The 16,828-nt window shown below is 39.0% G+C and carries 18 protein-coding genes, 1 rRNA gene and 1 other annotated feature; of the genes, 1 reads left to right on the top strand and 18 read right to left on the bottom strand.

The genetic code is table 11. The features are described 5' to 3' along the window. Positions 1-82 precede the first annotated feature (82 nt). The 4 genes from QRX23_RS06965 to QRX23_RS06980 all read right to left on the bottom strand — a co-directional run bounded on the left by QRX23_RS06965 (position 83) and on the right by QRX23_RS06980 (position 3,547). Positions 83-1,657 (bottom strand): 16S ribosomal RNA (locus tag QRX23_RS06965). 429 nt (positions 1,658-2,086) lie between these two features. Next, the gene (locus QRX23_RS06970; RefSeq protein WP_002827700.1) at positions 2,087-2,473 is read right to left on the bottom strand and encodes a hypothetical protein; all 387 of its coding nucleotides are present in this window, start codon (positions 2,471-2,473) and stop codon (positions 2,087-2,089) included. 26 nt (positions 2,474-2,499) lie between these two features. Continuing rightward, positions 2,500-2,898 (bottom strand): CvfD/Ygs/GSP13 family RNA-binding post-transcriptional regulator, encoded by a 399-nt coding sequence (locus QRX23_RS06975; protein ID WP_277375299.1) that lies wholly within the window; start codon positions 2,896-2,898, stop codon positions 2,500-2,502. 64 nt (positions 2,899-2,962) lie between these two features. Next, positions 2,963-3,547: a peptidylprolyl isomerase gene (locus tag QRX23_RS06980; RefSeq protein ID WP_277375300.1), complete on the bottom strand. Its 585-nt coding sequence runs from the start codon at positions 3,545-3,547 to the stop codon at positions 2,963-2,965. A 136-nt stretch (positions 3,548-3,683) separates the two neighbouring features. Between QRX23_RS06980 and QRX23_RS06985 the strand changes: the two genes are divergently transcribed. Then, entirely contained in the window at positions 3,684-4,346 is a 663-nt protein-coding gene (locus QRX23_RS06985) for a VTT domain-containing protein (protein WP_330155120.1), read from the top strand. Positions 4,347-4,407: 61 nt separating this feature from the next. Here the strand turns inward: QRX23_RS06985 and rpoZ are convergent, their stop codons facing one another. The 14 genes from rpoZ to QRX23_RS07055 all read right to left on the bottom strand — a co-directional run bounded on the left by rpoZ (position 4,408) and on the right by QRX23_RS07055 (position 16,810). After that, on the bottom strand, positions 4,408-4,611 hold the full coding sequence (gene rpoZ / locus QRX23_RS06990) for a DNA-directed RNA polymerase subunit omega (protein ID WP_002827705.1): 204 nt from the start codon (positions 4,609-4,611) through the stop codon (positions 4,408-4,410). Continuing rightward, positions 4,608-5,225, bottom strand: a complete 618-nt coding sequence (gmk, locus tag QRX23_RS06995; RefSeq protein WP_002827706.1) for a guanylate kinase — start codon at positions 5,223-5,225, stop codon at positions 4,608-4,610. Before gmk ends, rpoZ begins: the two co-directional genes overlap by 4 nt. A gap of 74 nt (positions 5,226-5,299) precedes the next feature. Beyond that, positions 5,300-6,991, bottom strand: coding sequence for a DNA repair protein RecN (gene recN / locus QRX23_RS07000; protein WP_330155121.1), 1,692 nt, complete (start codon positions 6,989-6,991; stop codon positions 5,300-5,302). 26 nt (positions 6,992-7,017) lie between these two features. Continuing rightward, positions 7,018-7,461, bottom strand: coding sequence for an arginine repressor (locus QRX23_RS07005; protein ID WP_002827708.1), 444 nt, complete (start codon positions 7,459-7,461; stop codon positions 7,018-7,020). Continuing rightward, entirely contained in the window at positions 7,448-8,296 is an 849-nt protein-coding gene (locus QRX23_RS07010; RefSeq protein WP_330155122.1) for a TlyA family RNA methyltransferase, read from the bottom strand. The genes QRX23_RS07005 and QRX23_RS07010 overlap by 14 nt, the downstream gene beginning before the upstream one ends. Then, positions 8,287-9,159, bottom strand: a complete 873-nt coding sequence (locus tag QRX23_RS07015) for a polyprenyl synthetase family protein (RefSeq protein ID WP_330155123.1) — start codon at positions 9,157-9,159, stop codon at positions 8,287-8,289. The genes QRX23_RS07010 and QRX23_RS07015 overlap by 10 nt, the downstream gene beginning before the upstream one ends. Before the next feature lie 3 nt (positions 9,160-9,162). After that, positions 9,163-9,381: an exodeoxyribonuclease VII small subunit gene (locus QRX23_RS07020; protein ID WP_002827711.1), complete on the bottom strand. Its 219-nt coding sequence runs from the start codon at positions 9,379-9,381 to the stop codon at positions 9,163-9,165. A 1-nt stretch (position 9,382) separates the two neighbouring features. Further along, positions 9,383-10,645, bottom strand: coding sequence for an exodeoxyribonuclease VII large subunit (gene xseA, locus QRX23_RS07025; RefSeq protein ID WP_330155124.1), 1,263 nt, complete (start codon positions 10,643-10,645; stop codon positions 9,383-9,385). Next, positions 10,630-11,520 (bottom strand): bifunctional 5,10-methylenetetrahydrofolate dehydrogenase/5,10-methenyltetrahydrofolate cyclohydrolase, encoded by an 891-nt coding sequence (locus QRX23_RS07030; RefSeq protein ID WP_330155125.1) that lies wholly within the window; start codon positions 11,518-11,520, stop codon positions 10,630-10,632. Before QRX23_RS07030 ends, xseA begins: the two co-directional genes overlap by 16 nt. A 177-nt stretch (positions 11,521-11,697) precedes the next feature. Continuing rightward, complete coding sequence (locus QRX23_RS07035; RefSeq protein ID WP_330155126.1) at positions 11,698-12,243, bottom strand: ECF-type riboflavin transporter substrate-binding protein; 546 nt, start codon at positions 12,241-12,243, stop codon at positions 11,698-11,700. A gap of 99 nt (positions 12,244-12,342) precedes the next feature. Next, complete coding sequence (locus QRX23_RS07040; RefSeq protein WP_330155127.1) at positions 12,343-12,837, bottom strand: hypothetical protein; 495 nt, start codon at positions 12,835-12,837, stop codon at positions 12,343-12,345. 267 nt (positions 12,838-13,104) lie between these two features. After that, entirely contained in the window at positions 13,105-13,833 is a 729-nt protein-coding gene (locus tag QRX23_RS07045) for a glucosamine-6-phosphate deaminase (RefSeq protein WP_330155128.1), read from the bottom strand. A 205-nt stretch (positions 13,834-14,038) separates the two neighbouring features. Further along, complete coding sequence (gene thrS / locus QRX23_RS07050; protein WP_330156130.1) at positions 14,039-16,018, bottom strand: threonine--tRNA ligase; 1,980 nt, start codon at positions 16,016-16,018, stop codon at positions 14,039-14,041. A gap of 83 nt (positions 16,019-16,101) precedes the next feature. Then, positions 16,102-16,304, bottom strand: a binding site (T-box leader). A 44-nt stretch (positions 16,305-16,348) separates the two neighbouring features. After that, positions 16,349-16,810, bottom strand: a complete 462-nt coding sequence (locus QRX23_RS07055) for a flavodoxin domain-containing protein (RefSeq protein ID WP_330155129.1) — start codon at positions 16,808-16,810, stop codon at positions 16,349-16,351. Positions 16,811-16,828: the final 18 nt, after the last annotated feature.

Genomic DNA, 16,828 nt, shown 5'->3' on the forward strand with positions numbered 1-16,828 from the left:
TTTCAAAGAACTAATCAGAGAGATAAAACTCTCAAAACTAAATATCGTTTCGTTGAATGTGTAGGTTTCCGATTTTCCTTAGAAAGGAGGTGATCCAGCCGCAGGTTCTCCTACGGCTACCTTGTTACGACTTCACCCTAATCATCTGTCCCACCTTAGACGGCTGGCTCCTAAAAGGTTACCCCACCGGCTTTGGGTGTTACAAACTCTCATGGTGTGACGGGCGGTGTGTACAAGACCCGGGAACGTATTCACCGCGGCGTGCTGATCCGCGATTACTAGCGATTCCGACTTCATGTAGGCGAGTTGCAGCCTACAATCCGAACTGAGACATACTTTAAGAGATTAGCGCACCCTCGCGGGTTGGCGACTCGTTGTATATGCCATTGTAGCACGTGTGTAGCCCAGGTCATAAGGGGCATGATGATTTGACGTCATCCCCACCTTCCTCCGGTTTGTCACCGGCAGTCTCACTAGAGTGCCCAACTAAATGCTGGCAACTAATAATAAGGGTTGCGCTCGTTGCGGGACTTAACCCAACATCTCACGACACGAGCTGACGACAACCATGCACCACCTGTCACCTTGTCCCCGAAGGGAACGTCCTATTTCTAGGATTAGCAAGGGATGTCAAGACCTGGTAAGGTTCTTCGCGTTGCTTCGAATTAAACCACATGCTCCACCGCTTGTGCGGGTCCCCGTCAATTCCTTTGAGTTTCAACCTTGCGGTCGTACTCCCCAGGCGGAGTGCTTAATGCGTTAGCTGCGACACTCAAGGGCGGAAACCCTCGAACATCTAGCACTCATCGTTTACGGTGTGGACTACCAGGGTATCTAATCCTGTTTGCTACCCACACTTTCGAGCCTCAACGTCAGTTACAGTCCAGAAAGCCGCCTTCGCCACTGGTGTTCTTCCATATATCTACGCATTTCACCGCTACACATGGAGTTCCACTTTCCTCTACTGCACTCAAGTCATCCAGTTTCCAAAGCCATTCCTCAGTTGAGCTGAGGGCTTTCACTTCAGACTTAAATAACCGTCTGCGCTCGCTTTACGCCCAATAAATCCGGATAACGCTTGGAACATACGTATTACCGCGGCTGCTGGCACGTATTTAGCCGTTCCTTTCTGGTAAGATACCGTCACACACTGAACAGTTACTCTCAGTGCCGTTCTTCTCTTATAACAGTGTTTTACGAGCCGAAACCCTTCATCACACACGCGGCGTTGCTCCATCAGGCTTGCGCCCATTGTGGAAGATTCCCTACTGCTGCCTCCCGTAGGAGTATGGGCCGTGTCTCAGTCCCATTGTGGCCGATCAGTCTCTCAACTCGGCTATGCATCATTGCCTTGGTAAGCCATTACCTTACCAACTAGCTAATGCACCGCGGGTCCATCTCTTAGTGATAGCAGAACCATCTTTCAACCAACAACCATGCGGTTGTTGGTATTATACGGTATTAGCACTTGTTTCCAAATGTTATCCCCTGCTAAGAGGTAGGTTACCCACGTGTTACTCACCCGTTCGCCACTCTTTGTCAGATAAAATCAAATCAGAGCAAGCTCGTCAAATCAATTAAAGACAAAGCGTTCGACTTGCATGTATTAGGCACGCCGCCAGCGTTCATCCTGAGCCAGGATCAAACTCTCATTTTAAAAGTTTGAGTATAACTCAATTGTTGTTATTTGTTTAACAGAAGTTAAACGAATTTATTAGCGAATTGACTTCGCAAATGTTTTTGTATCAAGTAAATTACTTGATGACCCTACACATTTGTTTCATCGAAACGATATTCAGTTTTCAAAGACCTATCTCTTTTAGAAAGCGTTTACTTAACGCTAGCTATATTAGAATAGCAATTTCATTCAACATTGTCAAGAACTTTTATGAATTAACAATACTTGTTTGATACTTGCTGTTCCAACACAACTTAATAATCATATCTCATCAAATGATGATTGTCAACATTTAATTTCAATTGATTATTATTGAATTTAAATTAGGAATGTAATCTTTCCTCAAAACTCAACTTTTTAATAATACCGAATTTACAAAGTAATTGCAAGTGTTTTTTTGAAAGAAAATCAATCTAATTGCATAACACCCGTCATATCAACATTTTTCAAAAAATCAACAACATCTTTTGCATTAACAAATTGCAAGCCCAGTAAACTCAATCGATCCAAATTCAATGCTTCTGAGTCAATAGGTTCAAAAGTATAAAGAGAAATTAAATCTTCAGTTGTTTCTAATCCTTGTGTATGCCACGCTGCTAATTCTCCAAAACGTAAGTTATCCATATTAATGCCCAATTCATCCTGCATACCATTAACGATTGAACCTAGAGCGGTATCACCATCATGCTTGTGCATTTTAACCGTATAAAACTTTGGCTCTGGTACTTCGTCCGTCACTAAAAAATAAGACTGTTCGTCCCGAGTAAATATTATTGTACCTGCAATGAGTGACATATCTGTCTCCTTATATTCTATTTTATCTATTGATGCAATCGTTCAAGAGCTTCGTTAATCATTGATTGTCCGGATTTGGAAATGGTCTCAAATCCAATATCTAGGTGTTGGTTAGTCCAATAATGATGTTGTGTATATTTATGTTCTTGATTTATTTTTTCAGTATAGGTCGTTTTTTTATCATAGCCATCAAGAACCGTGCGCCTCGAAAGAGATATCTTATGACTATATAAGTCAATATCTAGAATCATAACCCGGACTGGCTGTCCAACTTTTATTTCATCCTCAATTTCATGAATAAAAGCTGACCGACATTCAGATATATGGATTAACCCTTGATGCTTTTCATCAAGTTGTACAAAAGCTCCATATGGCTGTATGCCCGTGACAACTCCCTCCAAGACCTGACCAACATGAAACGTCATCGTTATACCTCCTATTAATTATTACTAAAATATATGTATCCGAGAACTTATCTCGGTCTGACAATTAATCTGTCACAGTTGCCTTTAAAATTTGAATAGCCGTCTTTGGCTTATCTGCAAAGTCAACTTTTTGAGTTGCCATATTATCAACCACATCCATGCCTTCGATAACCTGACCAAATACAGTATGGTGATTATCTAACCAAGGTGTACCACCATTCTCACTATATGCTTTTACAATTTCATCAGGCACAGCTCCTGAAAGTGATTGCAACATACGTTCTGGTACTTTGTGAGCTTGGACAATGAAAAACTGTGAGCCATTTGTATTAGGACCAGCATTGGCCATTGATAGTGCGCCACGTAAATTAAAAACTTCATCAGAGAATTCATCCGCAAATGATTTTCCCCAAATAGATTCACCACCCATACCAGTACCAGTTGGATCACCACCTTGAATCATAAATTCATTAATTACACGGTGAAAAATGATGCCATCATAATATCCTTTTTTAATCAACCCAACAAAGTTTTCGACTGTCTTTGGGGCTTGCTCAGGAAATAGTTGTACTTTGATATCACCTAACGTTGTTGATAAAGTTGCAATTGGTCCTGAGACTTCACTCATATTTAATTGTGGAAAAGCCATTATATTTCTCCTCTTAAGTTATGTTAAATACACTGGGAATATTATAACATATAACTTACAGGGGCTTAAAAAAGTGCTAAACTAGTAGCTAAGTAATTTTTAGTCAATTGACAAAATATAGGAGTTTAAACACAAAATGGTTCAAATCATCGACATCTTCCTCCATCTTGATGTTCATTTAAATAATTTAGTAAATATGTGGGGTGGTTGGTCTTATGCCGCGTTATTTGCTGTAATTTTTATCGAAACAGGCGCTGTTGTTTTACCGTTTTTACCAGGTGATTCACTATTATTCGCAGCTGGATCAATTGCTGCTTTATCAGGTAACTCACTTAACCACTGGGTTTTAATGTTATTATTTTGGCTTGCTGCAACCTTTGGAGATTCACTGAATTTCTGGTTAGGTCGAACCGTTGGGCTAAAACTAGTTCATCACCCAATTTTAGGACGTTTTATTAAAGAAAAACATTTACAAGAGGCTAATGAATTCTTTATAAAGCATGGAAAAATGGCCATTATTCTAGGTCGCTTCCTGCCAATCATACGAACTCTAGTCCCTTTTACAGCTGCCGTATCTGGTTTTCGTTACCGTAGTTTTATCGGATTAGAAATGATTGCTGTTACCTTATGGGTGGTCATTGCTGTCGAAGCTGGTTACTACTTTGGTGGCAATCAGTTTGTGAGTGAACATTTTTCGTTAGTACTAATCGGTATTTTGCTTGTCTCAGCCTTACCTGCAATTATTAGTGCTGCCCGACAAATGATCGTATCTAAAAAACAAAAACAAATTAATAAGTAAACATTGTATACAAAAAGAGGAGGACCACTTAGGTTCTCCTCTTTTTAAGTACTACTTTAAATTATTTAGTTGTATCATCAATAACAACATTACCAGCTTCAATCTCTTCAAAAGCTTGTCCAATTGGTTTAACTGAATCAAACTTTGACAAAGTAGGTAATTCACCTTGTTCTAGCTCATGAGCCCGCTTTGCGCCCAGAGCGATCAGTTTATAACGAGAATCAACTTTCTCTAACAATTTATCAACAGATGGGTATAAAATCATGCTTCTAACTCCTCAATCATTTTAATATACTCTGGCAATACACGATTAACGCGTAATCGCTCAACCTTAATAATATCCTTGATACGATTAACGGCTAATGAGACTTCATCATTAACAACTGCATAATCATAGTTTGCCATCATACGAATTTCTGCAGTTGCTGCTGATACACGGCGATCGATAACATCCATCGCTTCAGTGCCACGACCAATTAATCGTTCCTTCAGTGCAGCTAAATCAGGCGGTGTTAAGAAAATATATGCCCCTTCTGGCATCTTTTCCTTCACTTGTAGTGCACCTTGTACATCTATTTCCAATAGAACATCTCGTCCTGCTGCTAATGTTTGGTCAATAAACTTCTTAGGCGTACCATAATAATTTCCTACATATTCAGCATATTCCAACATATCGCCATTTGCAATTTCTGTTTCAAATTCATCGCGGGTTACAAAAAAATAATCTTCACCGTTTACTTCACCATTTCTAGGCTGTCTAGTAGTCATTGAAATAGAATATTGAAAATCAATATCTGGTTCCTCAAATAAGGCCTTCCGTACGGTACCTTTACCGACGCCAGACGGTCCAGATAGTACGATTAATACGCCACGTTTCATGGTACACTTACTCCTAACTTTTTATTTAGCTATTTAAGTAGTCATTTTACTCGTTTTTTCTTGTAGAGACAACTTTATTCATTCGAATTTTTATTGTCATGGGCTCTTTTGAGCAAGTCACGTGCATTTTCCTTCGCAGCAGATGTCAATTCATTTCCTGATAGCATGCGTGCTAATTCATCAATCCTTTGATTCTCTGGCAATTGTCTAACAGTTGTTTCTGTACGTTCCCCAACAACCTGTTTCTCAATAAAAAAGTGATGATCAGCAATGGCCGCTACCTGTGGTAAATGCGTAATAGTAAGAACTTGGGAATAACGACCAATAACTGCAATTTTTTCAGCAATGGCTTGGGCAACTCTTCCAGACACACCCGTATCTACCTCGTCAAAAATGATTGATGTCACACCTTGCTCACGAGAAAAAATTGTTTTCATAGCCAACATCATACGTGAGAGTTCACCACCGGATGCAATTTTAGCTAACGGCTTGGCACCCTCGCCTAAGTTTGTTTGAATATAAAATTCAACATTATCAAATCCAGTTGCGTTCAAACGTTGTTGCGCAAATTTCACCGAAAAAATAGCCTTTTCCATATACAAATCCTTTAACTGTTCATGGATTTGCTTTGCTAGTGATGTTGCAGCTTGACTACGAATATCATGTAGTTGAGCAGCAAGTTGACTGGCCTCTTTTTTGGCAAGTTGTAGCTCTTCTGCTAAAGCAGCAGCACTTTGCTCGCTACCACCCATCTGCGCTAATTCCGTATCTACCTTTTTCTGATGTTCTAGAACATCTTCAACCGTGGCCCCATACTTTTTTTCTAACGAACGAATTAAATTTAAACGGTCATCGACAAATCGTAACCGTTCTTCATCAAATTCCAGTCCATCACGTACCGTCAAAATTTCAGAACTTGCCTCTTGTAGTTCATAATATGCACCACGAACAGCTTCGGTCAATTTTGCATACCTGGGAGATAATTCTTCAATATCTTCTAATTCACTCATGGCAGTTGCAACCGTTTCTAGGCTATTATGTTCCCACTCACCGTTCAATGCTTCATAAGCTGTTGACAAAGCTGTTAAAACATCTTGAAAATTTGAAAGCTCTTGATATTCTGTTTCAAGACGTTCTTCCTCACCAGCTACTAGCCCTGCCTCATTAAGCTCATTACTTTGGAAACTTAACATGTCTAGACGCTGTGCCCAAGCTTGTTCATCTGCTTGTCGTTGATGATACGCATCTTCCAATTGTCGATACTTTGCGTAAGCCTGACTGTATGCAGTCATAACGGGCTGTATCTTATTCTTCGCAAACTCATCTAATAAACTCAAATGCTGTTCAGGTTGCATCAATGCCTGATGCTCATTTTGACCATGAATATCAACCAAATGACTACCCAATAATTTTAATGCAGTAGCATTGACTAACGTATTATTAACGCGAATTACATTGCGCCCATTTCGATGTAACTCTCGATGAATAAGCAATTGATTATCTTCCAATTTAATTCCTAAATCATCAAGGATTGCTGATAGCGCCGTATTCGGTTCAACATCGATCAATCCTTGTAAAACAGCAGTATCAGTTCCTTCCCGGATATAATCTTGCGATCCTCGCCCACCTGTTAACAAACCAACCGCATCAATAATAATAGACTTTCCAGCACCAGTTTCACCCGTTAAAACCGTCATGCCTGGTTCAAAACTAATATTTAATTTTGGAATAATCGCAAAATTTTGAATCGATAGTTCTTGTAACATGCGTCCTCCTCAATTTTATACAAATATCATTGTAACTGTTGCGTAACAAATTCCGTTGCTTGTATATTTTTCTTTAAGATAATTAAAACATCTGAATCATCCCCCAGCATGCCAAACAACTCATCAAAATCAGCTTCTTCTAAAGCCAATTTCAAAGCTGGACCTGTACCAGGTAACACTGTAATCATTACAAAATTATCCTGTGTACGAATCGTCGTGGTTGGTTCTTGAATGATTTTTTTAATACGTACTAAGGCATCCGTTTGTGCAACTACTGCATAGGCAAAGCCCCCCGCTTCAAGGGGAACTTTGACTAACTGCATTTCAGTAATATCCCGTGAAATTGTTGCCTGTGTCACTTCCCAACCAACACGATTTAATTCAATAACCAAGTCCTCTTGCCGTTGAATATTTTTTTGCGTAATCAACTCACGGATTGCTAATTGTCTTTCTTTTTTAGTTTTTCTCATCTACTTTACCCTCACGATGAGCATTTAATTGGGAGTGAGCAGATTGAACAACGGCTTCTCGTTCAGCCATAGTCATGGTACTTTCTCCACCATCTAATACTAGATGTGCTAGGAACTCAATATTCCCTGAACCACCCTTAATTGGTGAATAATCTAGTCCAATCATGCTAAATCCGGCTTGCTTCGCATAATCAGCCACTTTATCAATGACTTGACTGTGTGTCGCCGCATCCTTCACAATACCATGCTTACCAACCGCTTCACGACCAGCTTCAAATTGTGGTTTAATCAATGTCGCTACTGATCCGCCCGCCACTAAAATTTTAGATAATGGTGGCAAAATAAGATTTAGCGAAATAAAAGAAACATCGATAGTTGCTACTTCTGGTTGTCCGTCTTGGAAGTCAGCTAATTGTGAATAGCGAAAATTTGTATTCTCCATAACGACAACCCGTTCATCAGAACGCAAAGACCAAACCAGTTGATTAGTACCAACATCCAATGCGTAGACCAACTTGGCACCATTTTGCAATGATACGTCAGTAAATCCTCCAGTTGACGAGCCGATATCTAAGATTATTTTATCTGACACGTCAATATTAAATACACGTAACGCCTTTTCGAGTTTGAAACCACCTCGTGAAACATATGGCATGGGTGCGCCTTTCAAGTGAAGTTCTGTCGTTACTGGTATTTTTTCACCTGCTTTATCCATCCGCTGTTCATTCGCACCCAAAATTTCACCAGCCATAATCGCCCGTTTGGCTTGTTCACGTGAAGTAAATAATCCCTGTTGCACCGCTAAAACGTCAACACGCTCTTTTTCTATTCCCATGTTTGCTCCAATGTTTCTGTAAAATAATCCAAAAATGATGCTAATAATGTCTTATCCAACCCTGTGATTTCTTCAAACTTTAAAAGCAGATTTTGAGCAAGATCAACTTGCTCTTGTAATGCTACCACTGTTTCTGATAACCCAAGGATTGTTGGATAAGCTTGTGATTCAATCTTGCCAGCTTGATAGTCATCAATATCGTCTTTTATTTGAAAAGCCAATCCATAGGCCATGCCAAAGTCATGCAATATATTTTGAATATCCTCATTTGCATCAGCCATAATGGCACCAGCTTGTAGTGCATACGCAATTAATGCACCTGTTTTGTGATAATGAATAGCCTGTGTTTCAGCCAGTGTCACTGAGGACGTTTTCATCGCCTCAATATCTAATACCTGTCCAGCAACCATACCAGCTTCACCAGCTGCTTTTGCCATTGCGACAACTAGCTGTACTCGTTGCGCATCATTCAAAGGTTGATCTAAATCCGTTAACCATTCGAAGGCCAATGGCTGCAAGGCATCCCCAGCTAAAATAGCAATATCTTCACCAAATGCCCGATGCGTTGTCGGCTTGCCACGTCTTAGTTCATCATCATCCATCGCTGGTAAATCGTCATGAATTAAACTATAGGTGTGAATAAGCTCGATTGCACTGGCTACTTTAAGATATTCATTAACTGGTAACCCGTAAGTTTGAATAACAGCCAATGACAGCATTGGACGAAGCCGTTTACCACCAGCCATTACCGCATAGCGCATAGCTTCTTGTAATTCTGCTACCGAGGCATTCTTAGCAAGTTCATTTTCTAAAGTATGTTCAATTTGAGGGACAATATTTGTCGAGAATTCTTTAAATTGCATGACTTATTCTCCATCACCAAAGTCACTGATGCTACCATCCTCATTGACAATTTTTGCGAGACTTGTCTCAGCATTTTGTAATGTTTTTTGTAAATCTTGACTAATTTTAATGCCAATTTCGAATTGTTTTAATGCCTCCTCTAGAGGTACATCACCCTTTTCTAACTCACTAACAATTTTTTCTAAGGTTGCTAGGTTTTCTTCGAATGTTTTCTCTGCCATTTTACTTCTCTTTCTTTCCCGTAACCCGTGCAAGAATTTCGCCGTCTGATACCTGAATTGAAATATTATCATCCAACGCAACCTGGTTTAATTGCCGAACTACTTCTGATTCTTTTTTTGTCACACTATAACCCCGGGCTAAAATAGCTAATGGACTTACCAGTTGTAAACCAGCTGCAGCTTGTCCTAAACGTTGCTGTGCCTGCTTCATTTCATGATCCATACTCATTTTTAGTCGGGGTTTCAGTGTTGCTACCTGTTGCTTTTGCTGACTGATTTGTAACGATACCGTCCGAATTAATTTATCTTGCGCAATGTCCAGACGTTGTAGATATCCTTCATATAGTCGTTCAGGATTGGTTAACACGTAACTTTGTTGTAACCGTGACAGATAATCTTTCCGTTGCGCAATTTCGCGTTGCAGAATCATCACTAATTTTTGTTGGTCTTGTTGGATAGCTAACCATAAATCTGCTAATGGCATCGGTGTTGCTAATTCGGCAGCAGCAGTGGGCGTAGCTGCTCGTTTATCAGCGATAAAATCAGCGATAGTCGTATCAGTTTCATGACCGACAGAGCTAATTACCGGAATTTTTACTGTCAGTAATTGCCGCGCAAGTTTTTCATCATTAAACGCCCACAAATCCTCGATTGATCCCCCACCACGTCCAATAATTAGGACATCATAATCACTAGATTGATTAACCGCATCAATTTGCTGGCATAGTGATGGCACTGCGCCATCTCCTTGGACAACCGCTGGATATAGCACAATTTCAGCAATTGGGTAGCGTCTTTGTACTGTGGTCATAATATCACGAATAACCGCCCCACTTGGGGATGTAATCACCGCAATTTTTCGTGGAAATAACGGTATCTTAGCTTGTCTTGCTTGAAATAAACCTTCTTTTTCTAATTTCTCTTTTAATTGCTCATATGCTTGATATAATGCCCCAACACCATCTGGTTCAATTGTTTCAATAATCAAACTATATGAACCATTGGGTGCGTAAAGATCCATATGTCCAGTAACATTAACTTTCATCCCTGGTTCAAGTTGAAACTTCAAACGATTAAAAGCCGACTTAAACATTGTTGCTGAAACAACGGCTTGGTCATCCTTAATTTTAAAATATTGATGCCCAGGTCGTTGGCGATAATTTGATATCTCTCCAGTCACATAGACTTTCTTTAAATATGGATCAGCTGTAAACTTACGCTTTAAATAGGCTGTTAATGCTGAGACTGTTAAATATTCTGCCATCCTTGCTCCAATTCTATTTGGTGATGCTCAGCTGCAAGTTCGACAGTTGTTTGCAATAATGTAGCAATAGTCATCGGACCAACGCCACCAGGAACAGGTGTAATTGCACCTGCCACCTTCTCAGCAGTACCAAAATTCACATCTCCAACTAATTTATTATTTGGTAACCGGTTAATACCAACATCAATAACCACGGCTCCTGGTTTCAAATCAGCTCCCATTACCAAATCTGGGACACCAGTTGCGACCACAACAACATCTGCAGTAGCTAATAATTCACGACGTAATGCGGCTGGTGTGTAACGGTGGAGTAATGTGACACTTGCGTCTGCCGCTTGTAGTAAGGCAAACATTGGTCGGCCGACTAAAATTGATCGACCAATAACTACTGCATGCTTATTTAGCAGATCAATTTTTTCATGCTGGAGCATTGTCATAATACCCCGCGGTGTATTAGCAATAGGATAATATCCTGCTTGGTTAGCATATAAACGACCCACATTTTCAGGATGGAAGCCGTCAACATCTTTGCTTGGAATGATCGCTTCTTGAACTTTTTGTTCATTGATTTGTGATGGTACAGGACTTTGTACTAAAATCGCATCGATTGTATCATCCGCATTTAATTCAGCTACCTTATCCAGAATTTCTTTTTCTGTAGCTGTGCTTGGATATTTAAAAGTTACAGCATGAACGCCAACCTTATTGGCTGCACGTTCTTTGTTTCGTACATAAATTTCACTAGCCGGATCATCACCTACTAAAATCACCGCCAAGCCAGGAATAACTGATTGTTCTTTTAAAATAGCAGCTTGTTCTGAAACTGCAGACCGTAATTTCTTAGCAATCTCTTTACCATCAATAATCTTTGCCATATCATCCTCGCTTTTATTCATTCTTGTGCATAAATTTTATCACACAATTACTTTTTGCACCATGTACAATTAAAGATAAAAAGCGAATGAACCGCCTAATCTTAACGGTTCATTCGCTTTTTATCTTTATTATATAACTTGGATTTAACTAATTGATGATGTGCATAAATATCAAGACTAATCAACAGCATAATGCTGGTAAATTTTAAACAAAATGGTGCCGACAATTGCAATCGCTAAGAAATTCACAACAACAATTAATCCACCTTCTTTCATTGATTCAACCAATGAAAGGTTATAAACCCAGTGATCCCCGAAAGGTGCAATAATCAACCAAGCAACGACATTGGCAATTAATTGCCAGACATTGAACAACACTAACTTTCGTGTTGTTAATTTTCCAATAAAAATCGCTAATCGACGGGTAATCAGTCCGATGAATAATCCAAATAAACTATCTGCAATCGTCCAAGTCCACCACACGGTCGACGTTGCACTATTAGTCAGCATATCACTAGTTGCATGTCCGATAAAAGCGGTCACTGCTCCGGATACGGGACCAAATATCGCGGTTACTAATGACAACCATGCTGGTGCCAAAGTAGCATTGTCTTTGGTATCACCGATTTGTACTGCTAAATATTTAAACAGAATTATGAAAACAATAATACTAATGATCGTACCAATCACTTTATGTGATGCAATAACATTATGTTTCATCATTTAATTCCTCCAATGTGACAAAAGGGCACAACATAATATGGACCCACAAACTCAAAAATTTATCTCACCCTTTTATGACCAAACTAATAATCACATCTGTCAGTTTGATTCGTCATGATCTGCTTGGTCAACTGAATTCTCCTCAGTGTCTGCTGCTATTTTATTTTGATTAATAATTTCGATTTGTTCATTGAAAAATGATGCTATTTTTTCTTCAACAGAAGCTGAATCGTCTAAAAATGATTGTACCGAAGCTGCTTTTTTAATAATTAAATGCGACTTAGTAACTAGTGGATGTTCCACAATCATATACAATGACACTTCCGTTTCTGGATCATTGATGACAATTTTACGGATTGCATTTGTATAACGAATTGGCAAATTAATTAAACTTGTTTCCAAACGTAAACTAATTGGTTCTTCTTCATTGATTAATACTTCTGCGCTAAACAATTGATTTTCAGCTGTTGCCTTTTCGACAAAAGCAAATAAATCATCCAGGGCAATCGTTGCTTGGTCTGCAGCTTCAAACGTCTTTTTTGTATACGTTTCTTCAGTTAAGACCTCAATGAAATCATTTCCTGTCATTTCCATGGGTTAACCCCTCTTCTCTAACTTTATATACAAGTTTAGCACATGGACCAGGTTTTACACTAGCCACCATCTATACAGGTAAGCGAATAATGAGCTTTTAAATTCAGACATCAGTAGTCAATATTTTCGAAGCACACAGACGTTAGTATAGAAATAGAAAACAATTATATCAATAGAGCGATTGAGACAGTAAACAAAAGGGGTTGGGACAAGATGATGTCCCAATCCCTTTTTGCTAAAAACGTCTTAATTATAGTCGTAAAAGTTTTACAGTACCGTGATATTTTCACGATTCTTAATTTTTGAAGCAGCTGCGTGATCAACAATCACGGTCACATCCGCATGTGTTTGTAAAGCACTTGCTGGCATATCTTCCGTCACCGGACCTTCAATCATAGCCGCAACAGCATCGGCCTTATTTTCTCCATAAGCAACTAGTAGAATTTTCTTAGACTTTAAAATACTACCAATTCCCATTGAAATTGCACGACGAGGCACTTCATTTTCATTCGCAAAGAAACGTGCATTAGCCGCAATGGTTGATGGTGTTAAATCAACTGCATGTGTTTGACTATCAAATGGTGTTCCAGGTTCATTAAATCCAATATGACCATTTTGACCTAGACCCAATAATTGTAAATCGATTGGGTGATTAGCAATAATATTATTATAACATGCTGTCTCTTCAGCAATGTTTTCAGCCAAGCCATTAGGTACATAGCTTTCTTTAAATGGTTTTGCATTGAATAAATTTTGGTTCATAAAATAACGGTAACTTTGATCATGAGTACCCGCTAAACCTTGATATTCATCTAAATTAATTGAAATTTTATCTGAAAAATCAACATCACTAGCAACCAATTCTTGATAAATTGAAATTGGTGTTGAACCTGTTGCTAACCCAAACACTTGCGCATTATCTGCTAATGCTTCTTTAAAGATATTAAATCCAGCCTTACCACCTGCTTGTTGGTCTTTTACTTCAATAATTTTCATAATTACACTCCATTTATAGCGTTTTGGTATAGACCAATAATATACCAATCCCGTTAAAATTGCAATCAAAATACTTTGAAAAAATTAAAAGAGCTTGGAACAAAAAATGTTCCAAACTCTTCTTACTAAATTTGTCTGAATTATAAATCGATAATTTTTATAGCATAAACGCGTTTAAAAAGTTTGAAGTCTCTATGCAACGAAATTATTCGCCTTTAACTGCCTTTTCAAGGGTATCTAGTGCACGTGAATGATTAGCGATATCAGCAAGCAAGTCTGTCTCAAATTGATCAACTGACTTAACACTAGTATCACGTGAACCAAAACGACGAATCGTTACTGTATCATTTGATACTTCTTCATCTCCAATAACAAGGGTGTATGGAATCTTTAATGATTGTGCATTACGAATTAAGTAACCTAATTTTTCATTACGACCATCATAATCAGCACGAATACCTTGCTTAACCAAACGATCTGTCAATGCTTGTGCAAACTCACCGTGTGCTTCACGGTTAACTGGAATAATACGTACTTGATGCGGTGCTAACCATGTTGGGAATGCACCCTTGTACATTTCAGTTAGGTATGCGGTAAAGCGCTCCATCGTTGAAATAATACCACGGTGAATCATCACTGGACGGTGTAATTCACCATCTGATCCAACATATGTGACATCAAAACGTTCTGGTAATAGGAAATCAAGTTGAATCGTTGATAACGTTTCTTCACCACCTAAGGCTGTCTTGATTTGGACGTCTAACTTTGGACCATAAAAGGCTGCTTCACCTTCAGCTTCAAAGTATTCTAAGCCCATATCATCCATAGCACCTTTCAACATACGTTGTGCTTTTTCCCACATTTCGTCATCATCAAAATACTTTTCCGTATTTTTAGGATCACGATATGACAAACGGAAACGATAATCAGTAATGTCAAAGTCTTTATAAACATCAACCATTAACTGCAAAATCTTCTTAAACTCATCCTCAATTTGATCAAGCATCACAAAGGTATGACCATCATTTAGCGTCATTTCACGAACTCGAGATAATCCAGTCAAGGCACCTGACTTTTCGTAACGGTGCATCATACCAAGCTCTGCCACACGGAATGGCAAGTCACGATATGAACGTTGATGGTGCTTGTACACCATGATATGTGATGGGCAATTCATTGGACGCAATTCCAAGAATTCTCCGTCTCCCATATCCATTGGTGGGAACATATCATCACGATAGTGGTCCCAGTGACCAGATTGCTTGTATAGATTTAAATTTGACAAAACTGGCGTGTAAACATGTTGGTAACCGTCTTGTACTTCACGATCAACTATGTAGCGTTCTAGTGTGCGACGAATTGCTGCCCCATTAGGCATCCATACTGCTAACCCTGAACCAACTTCTTGTGACGTAAAGAAAAGATCCTGATCAGCACCAATCTTACGGTGATCACGCTCTTTAGCTTCCGCACGGCGTTTCATTTCAGCATCTAAGTCATCAGCATTCCAAAATGCGGTTCCGTAAATACGTTGTAGCATTGGATTAGATGACTTACCACGCCAATAAGCACCAGCAACAGATGTCAACTTAAAGTGCTTGATCCAGCCAGTTGATGGCACTAAACCACCACGGTCTAATTCAACATGTTCTCCTTGAACTGCAATTGAAATATGCTCATCAGCTGGCAAATCATTAATTAATTCAATCTTGTATGGATCATTTTTGAACATCTCTAAAGCTTCATCGCGACTAATCTCACGAGAAACAATTGGCAAATTTTCTTTGACAATACGCTTCATCATTTTTTCAATTTCTGGGAATTGATCAACTGATATTTGATTACCTTCAACCTTGTCCGTATCATAGTAGAAACCGTTCGCGATAAATGGTCCAACACCATAATGAATTTGGTCTGGATACAGACGATTCAATGCCTGCGCCAACAAGTGTGAAACAGAATGGCGAAGTAGTTGTAATCCTTCTTCATCATCTTTAGTGATTAATTCAAAATTACCACCTGTTGTCATTGCATCATTCATACCCACATATTGGCCATTAAGTTTTCCAGAAACTGCTTTCTTAGACAATGATGAGGAAATGCTTTTTGCAATTTCCAATGGTGTCACATTTACTGGAAATGACTTTTCCGCACCATCTGGAAATGTAATTTGTACATCTGCCATAATTATTTCTCCCTTAATATCTGTTGTTGATTCAATCACATCATTCATAAACAAAAAGCGTCCCGTCATCAGAACTTTTCTGATAACGGGGCGCTTGTACGCGGTACCACCCGAATTCATAACAGCACAACTGCTACACTCATATCCCTTAACGCGGGAAACGTTGCCATTTATATCACAGCACACTCGGAAATAGTACCGCCTAACTTATGTTGCCAACTTACACCAGCATTGGCTCTCTTTTAACATAACTTGTCAAGCGACATGTTTTCTTCAACGTTTTTATATTCGACTATTATTATACCCGAAAAGTTTAAAAATAAAAGGATTTTATTTTTCTTGTTGTTTTGCGGTCACAATAAGTTGTTTTGTGAAGGTCTGCAATGCTTCGGTGGCAGCTGCATCTGGACTCAAATTGACCTTCACACCCTTGGCCCCCTTGGTTGCACCAGTTTTCTCAAATTGTTGTTCAAATTTATCAATGGCGACAGCAAAATCATCACCATAAAAATCATCACCTGACCCTGAAACACCATAAACAATGCCACTTAAATCTGTATCAACTAAGTCCTCATAGAAGTCAAGTGCTTCATCAGGTAGTGAACCTTTATCAAACGTGTATGGCACCACAACAACAATATCCGTATCTGTGCTTGAAATATCCTGTGGGTCAATCAATTGAATATCTTCCTTAGTTACTTCAACAGATTCATTTTTAAATGTATCCACAATAACGTCTGCAACATCTTCATTATTACCAGTAATCGTTGCAAAAAAAACTCTGGCTTGCATATACTTCTCCTCTTACTT

The organism is Weissella paramesenteroides (genome assembly GCF_036327715.1).
Classification (GTDB): domain Bacteria; phylum Bacillota; class Bacilli; order Lactobacillales; family Lactobacillaceae; genus Weissella; species Weissella paramesenteroides.

Coding starts and splice junctions, on each gene's coding strand:
- QRX23_RS07030 (WP_330155125.1), bottom strand. CDS start 11,520: ATGGCAAAGATTATTGATGGTAAAGAGATTGCTAAGAAATTACGGTCT.
- rpoZ (WP_002827705.1), bottom strand. CDS start 4,611: ATGATTTTATACCCATCTGTTGATAAATTGTTAGAGAAAGTTGATTCT.
- QRX23_RS07045 (WP_330155128.1), bottom strand. CDS start 13,833: ATGAAAATTATTGAAGTAAAAGACCAACAAGCAGGTGGTAAGGCTGGA.
- QRX23_RS07055 (WP_330155129.1), bottom strand. CDS start 16,810: ATGCAAGCCAGAGTTTTTTTTGCAACGATTACTGGTAATAATGAAGAT.
- QRX23_RS07040 (WP_330155127.1), bottom strand. CDS start 12,837: ATGGAAATGACAGGAAATGATTTCATTGAGGTCTTAACTGAAGAAACG.
- QRX23_RS06980 (WP_277375300.1), bottom strand. CDS start 3,547: ATGGCTTTTCCACAATTAAATATGAGTGAAGTCTCAGGACCAATTGCA.
- QRX23_RS06975 (WP_277375299.1), bottom strand. CDS start 2,898: ATGACGTTTCATGTTGGTCAGGTCTTGGAGGGAGTTGTCACGGGCATA.
- recN (WP_330155121.1), bottom strand. CDS start 6,991: ATGTTACAAGAACTATCGATTCAAAATTTTGCGATTATTCCAAAATTA.
- QRX23_RS06970 (WP_002827700.1), bottom strand. CDS start 2,473: ATGTCACTCATTGCAGGTACAATAATATTTACTCGGGACGAACAGTCT.
- xseA (WP_330155124.1), bottom strand. CDS start 10,645: ATGGCAGAATATTTAACAGTCTCAGCATTAACAGCCTATTTAAAGCGT.
- QRX23_RS07015 (WP_330155123.1), bottom strand. CDS start 9,159: ATGCAATTTAAAGAATTCTCGACAAATATTGTCCCTCAAATTGAACAT.
- thrS (WP_330156130.1), bottom strand. CDS start 16,018: ATGGCAGATGTACAAATTACATTTCCAGATGGTGCGGAAAAGTCATTT.
- QRX23_RS06985 (WP_330155120.1), top strand. CDS start 3,684: ATGGTTCAAATCATCGACATCTTCCTCCATCTTGATGTTCATTTAAAT.
- QRX23_RS07020 (WP_002827711.1), bottom strand. CDS start 9,381: ATGGCAGAGAAAACATTCGAAGAAAACCTAGCAACCTTAGAAAAAATT.
- QRX23_RS07005 (WP_002827708.1), bottom strand. CDS start 7,461: ATGAGAAAAACTAAAAAAGAAAGACAATTAGCAATCCGTGAGTTGATT.
- QRX23_RS07035 (WP_330155126.1), bottom strand. CDS start 12,243: ATGATGAAACATAATGTTATTGCATCACATAAAGTGATTGGTACGATC.
- gmk (WP_002827706.1), bottom strand. CDS start 5,225: ATGAAACGTGGCGTATTAATCGTACTATCTGGACCGTCTGGCGTCGGT.
- QRX23_RS07010 (WP_330155122.1), bottom strand. CDS start 8,296: ATGGGAATAGAAAAAGAGCGTGTTGACGTTTTAGCGGTGCAACAGGGA.